The organism is Legionella sp., assembly GCF_049790535.1.
Classification (GTDB): domain Bacteria; phylum Pseudomonadota; class Gammaproteobacteria; order Legionellales; family Legionellaceae; genus Legionella.
The window spans coordinates 1-5,386 of record NZ_JBAQZB010000138.1; the positions used below are offsets into that span (position 1 = coordinate 1).

The following is a 5,386-nucleotide window of genomic DNA, read 5'->3' on the forward strand; positions in this document are numbered from 1 at the left end:
AAACTTAACATAAAACAGCATATCACAAGTTTGCTTTAGTTAATTTTTGATGATGGTTAATAGGTCAAACCAACTCTTTTAAAACCTGTTTTGCGACACGGCACTTTGATGCCATGGTTCTGATGAGGAAAAAGAGTGCGGATTTACATCAGGGCGCAAGCCTTTGCTTTGACGCCGAATATATGACAGCAACTTAAACCTATAACATTATTTTAAAATTAGCTTGCAAAACGGGATGGTTCATATATGTAGCAAATGATTTGTGCGCTTTATTATAACAGAACTTAAGTCTTAAATTAGCCATTCTGACAAAAAGTGAGGCGGATTTACACTTTTGTTTTATCCGTCGAGGGCCTGGTTTAATGAAATGGACTCCTCTCCTCAACAAGGCATTAGTATTGCCCCGATTAGGAGAGGAGTCCATTTCATTAAACCAGGCCTATTAAGCCCATTCCTCTTAAAAAATTACGAAATCAAAAAAGACCAAAAAATAGTTTTTTTCGATTGGGTTTAGATCAACTCACAGATTTGCTTGCTAACTCCATAGTTCATTTAAATTCGCTTTCTTAATTCGCAAATTGGATTATCTTTAAACCACTAAAAACTGCTTTTTAAAAAATTGTCCCGTACAAAGATCTAGAGTTAAAAAAAACACTTTATTAATATTTTGTTAATGTTAAAGATTTATTATTGTGCTCATAAATTTAACAAAGGGGTAAATTATGGGTAAAGTACTTCTTATTCATGCTAATTGTGAAAATCCTACTGCAAAAGGTGATTTTGTTTTTGCAGGTAATATGGCAAAGGATATTGTCCACGAGCTCACCAAACAGGGAATAACGGATATTGATGTCATTTTAGTGAGTACACTTGATGGGATACCTCGATTTACAAGTATTTATGGAACTCCTGTGGATGATCGTGTATCCATAGAAGGTACTAGCATAGGGCTATCTTCTTTAGAGATGTTTGATGCGGTTGACAATACAGTCGTAGCTTTTATTGATGCCAACCGTTGTAAGCATGCTCCAGCAGATATTATCAAACGAGCTCTTTCCCCTGATACTAAATTCTTATTTGTGGGGAATGTAAACCAGAGAGCTTTTGCAGATTCGTTTTTTAAAACTCTCTACCGTATGCAAGCGAAGAGAGAGCAACCTAAGCTTTATGATTATTTTGATGATGGAGACATGTTAATTGGAAGTGCTGGTCTTGGAACAGATCGGTTAGGCATACCCTCGATTACCAAAGCAGAAGATTTACCTACATTATCAAGTTCTGACCAGGAAATGGTTCCCACGGGTAATTATGGATTTATGTATCTTGCCGCAGTAAACCCTGCTACAGATTACAAATTAATTGCACAATACATTAAATTAAGTGATCAAGACAAATACATCCTTGTTGGACAGTTCACAAATAAAAAATATGAAATCCAATACGCTTATAATCATGACATGACATTGGCTACGTCCAAGCCTCTTCCGGCAATTGAATACCATCAATCATTATCACACGGAGTGATGCGTCAAACGGTTGCCCACGCGAACAGTTCATTGATTTTGTCAACTGGCGTCACAAGTACTTTGGAAGCGATGCGAGATAAAAAGTTACCTTATTATCAAGATATGAATGCGAATACAGAATTTGTTGCGGCTTATTTAATTGCAGTGAAGTCAATGGTATCTAATGATACTTCCTTATTTGGAGAAATGCCTCAGATGATTATTGAACTGTCTGGCTTGCTTTTTGCCAACAAACCACTAAGCAGAATGGATATGAATCGCACCGATTTTTTGTTAAAATTGGATTCTATTAACTCAAAGTTAGTGAACATGAATCAAACTATTATCAATCAAGCCAGCGGTAAAATCGCTCCAAGACTTCTTGGTTTTCTTGGTGAATCACGAAAAACAAATGATCCAGTACAACTTGCTCACGTGTGTGCTTCATTACGCAAATCAGATGAAATGGGCAGTCCAGTACATGATCAGGCTCTAAGAAGGGCAGCGACTTGGGGCCGTTTATTTGAACTTAAGGTACTTATTAAATCCATGTCTAAACCGGATCTGGACAAAGCAGATCCCACTTATGACCGTTCTGCACTGCAGTGGGCTGTTGCTAACAAAAATTTTGATTGTGCTCATGCATTGGTAAAGGCTGGCGCGTCTTTAGACCTTCAGGATAAGGATGGTCAAACAGCGTTGCATATAGCAGTGAAACAAGGGGATCGACAAATGATTAAAATGCTTATAGATGCTGGTGCTTCGATAGATATTTCTGATCGCTCATGCCATAGTCCTAAAGATTGTGCTCCAGATAGCGGCGTTTTATTATTTATTAATTATTGTCATTGTCATATGAAGAGTGAACCAACAGTAAGCAACTTTTAACCATACTGATAATCAACCTTGGATTGCCTATTGGTAATCCAACTTTGTATAACTTCGATGGCATTACCTCGCGATTGATTTTGGCCATCCATGACCAATCGAGTAGCCTGTATAATAAGTATTGTTTTCGCAAAGTAAGATATATACCCAATAAGATGCATTACTCATCTCTAATACTCCATTTACGCAAATAGTCCCTCTATGGTTTCTTGCATCTCATCTTAGCTAGGCTTGGCATAACGGAATATTTCTTTAATGGATACGTTACACTTAGCAGAACCCACCACGCTATAATTTTACTAATCAACAGTAATTACAAAGTATGTACATTGTGCTATAATTATTATAATTTAGCTATGGGAGATTTATATGAGCAACAAAACTGTGCTTGATTCATATGAACAAGATATCGAAGATAATTTTGAGCGCCTCCAATCAGTAATTAACCTAGAAGAAGAAAAGGCCATGTTAAAAGAGGCGGCCAAAAGCCATGTAAAAAGGAAAAAATCTATTACTATCCGTATTAGTGAGATAGACCTTGAAGCAATGCAAATCAAGGCATCCAAGCTAGGAATCCCTTATCAAACCTATATCAACATGCTCATACACAAAGATGCAGTAAGTGGATTTTAATACATGAAATTCAGATATGATGAGGCAAAAAATGCCAATCTTCTAGCCACAAGAGGCATAGGATTTGAAGAGATTATCCTTGAAATAAAAAATGGCAACTTGCTTGATATTTTAGAGCATCATAACCAAGCTAAATATCCCAACCAAAAAATAATGCAGATTATGTGTTTAGGAAAAATATACTGTGTACCTTATGTAAAAGAAATGGATGGTGCTCTTTTTCTAAAAACTCTTTACCCAAGTCGCAAAGCTACAAAAAGATATCTTTAGTTAGCAATTAATTTTTTGGCATTTAGATAATGTTGGCAAAATAAAGGAATAAAAGCCAAACGTTCCTCCAAAGTACTGACAACGGATGAAAAACGATGATATCTCATGGAGCATGAAATATTTGCATATTCCACTCCATCCCGATCACAAATTGCAGTGCATGTCGTTACCCATAAGTTTTTTTAGCCAACTCAATAGCGTTAATTGAATGATACAACTGCGTTATTCTTTGCGATATTGCTTTTGGTCCTGGCGGAGAATCATTCTTTCTAGCCAAATATCCTCCCATTTTTTGCCAAAGAACCAACCTGCCGTGCTGGCGAGTGAACTCTGAAGACATCTCTCAGAGTTTTTAACAAGATCGAGGCATAGTTGGGCGTGGTGATACCAAAGTTTCTGGCTGCGTGCTCTGAAACAAAGAAAATTGCACAAGAGAACTATCAGGTCTTGCTTTGAGTTGTTCTGTGAGTATTTTGATTTTTTCAGCACACTCTATTAGAAGTAGAGGAGTTTCCATAATAGCATCAGACTTAAAAGTTTGGCCTAATCCTTGTCCAGAAATTTCTGCCAACAATCTATTAGCTAAAACAGAATTTCTGGCGCCATGTGCGGCACAAAAAAGCTCATTTTTTAATTTATTTTGCTGTGCTTTTTGTTCTGATGCGTCCTTATAGTTATAAGGAACTGCATTCATCCGAATCTGTATTACTTCAACTAGTGCAGAATTTGCCTTTTCTATTTGTTCAACGGTGAAAAGATTTTCCTTATTTTTTGTTATGTATTGCAAAGTATCATCTACTATATCAAAAAGTTCATTCGAAAATTTTTCTTTTACTTCTTCAAATAAGTAAAATAACAAATCAGTATAATCAACTTTCTCTATCTCTATGTTAAGTAAAAAGCGAAGAGTTTGTTCTAATTTCGACCACTCTTCTTTTTTGTAATAATACATCAGCTGATGCGACCTCTCTTCCATACAGCTATGACCACTACTTTCCTTTAGAGCCAAACAATATTTTATATAATTATTTCGATCAAAGATGTGGTAAAAATACCCTCGCCCAGGCATATCATCCTCTGTTGGGCTATGCGTTGTATATTCAATTTTATATTTGTTAAGTAGGCTTTTTCCATATTGTGGATGGTATGCTAAATCGATGGAATAATGCCCATCACTCATTTTAAATTCTCGATTTCCCAAAAGATTTTTGGTAAACTGGTTCATATCAGAAGGTACAATTAGTTCCTTGTTTACTTCTAAATCTTTTTTTATATCAGAAAAATTAGTCTCCATTATATTTATAATTTTATGTCGAGAAAGTGTGAGTGACTGTTTCTTACCCTCTGTATCTTTACAAAGAAATTGAATTTGAGGCCACCTTTCAACATCATTGAATGCATGCCAACTAATAACTTTGAGGTCATTCTTTGATTTAGATATTTTTGTTACAATTTTACTCCATATCTCATTTTCTAAAGACAGCGGAGATGCATTGAAAAATTTCTTGATTTTATTTTTTAGTAAAACCATCGTTAATGACATGCTATTTTTTTGGCTATAGTTAGTCCAATACTCATAAAATTCTTTTTTTTCATTCAATATGGCATTTATGTTTAAACAAACTTCACTGAATTTGTCCTCTATAAATTCTGGGAGAATATCTAATGCAAGAACATAATCATTATCTTGACTGTTTATTATATTAATCGGATGAGATTGGATAGCCTTTTCCAAATGTTCTCTAAATTGTGATACATCCATATCGTTAGGGGTTCTTAAGTGTATCATAATTCGATCAACACCATTATCTTGTTCCGGCTTCATAAAGAGGCACTTCTCTGGAACAAATTTAAAACCCAAAACACGAAGGAGAGCGTGCTCAAATATATCTGTTTCAGTTGTAACTTTAGGATACTTATGTGCCAAATATTTATTTACAGAGTATACTAATTTATCATAATAATGTTTGCTCATTACAAAAAGACTTCAAAAAATCATATAGAATCATTAATTTTATAATATTTGTCTTATTTTTCGCAATCACTTTATAACAGAATGTCATTTATAATAAAAAACTACAAGCTCTCAC

Annotated in this window: 4 protein-coding genes; 3 read left to right on the top strand and 1 reads right to left on the bottom strand. The window is 35.0% G+C overall.

Annotation, left to right across the window (positions count from 1 at the left end):
- Positions 1-722: 722 nt before the first annotated feature.
- The 3 genes from ankY to WA877_RS09575 all read left to right on the top strand — a co-directional run bounded on the left by ankY (position 723) and on the right by WA877_RS09575 (position 3,296).
- A complete protein-coding gene (ankY, locus tag WA877_RS09565) occupies positions 723-2,393 on the top strand; it encodes a Dot/Icm T4SS effector AnkY/LegA9 (RefSeq protein ID WP_425170690.1) in 1,671 nt (556 codons plus the stop codon).
- A gap of 369 nt (positions 2,394-2,762) precedes the next feature.
- Entirely contained in the window at positions 2,763-3,026 is a 264-nt protein-coding gene (locus WA877_RS09570; RefSeq protein WP_425170691.1) for a CopG family antitoxin, read from the top strand.
- Between the two features lie 3 nt (positions 3,027-3,029).
- Positions 3,030-3,296 carry a toxin gene (locus WA877_RS09575; protein ID WP_425170692.1) on the top strand — a complete coding sequence of 89 codons (267 nt, stop codon included), beginning with the start codon at positions 3,030-3,032 and terminating at the stop codon, positions 3,294-3,296.
- 352 nt (positions 3,297-3,648) lie between these two features.
- On the opposite strand, the gene WA877_RS09580 is transcribed toward WA877_RS09575, so the two are convergent.
- Complete coding sequence (locus WA877_RS09580; protein WP_425170693.1) at positions 3,649-5,271, bottom strand: hypothetical protein; 1,623 nt, start codon at positions 5,269-5,271, stop codon at positions 3,649-3,651.
- Between the last annotated feature and the right edge of the window lie 115 nt (positions 5,272-5,386).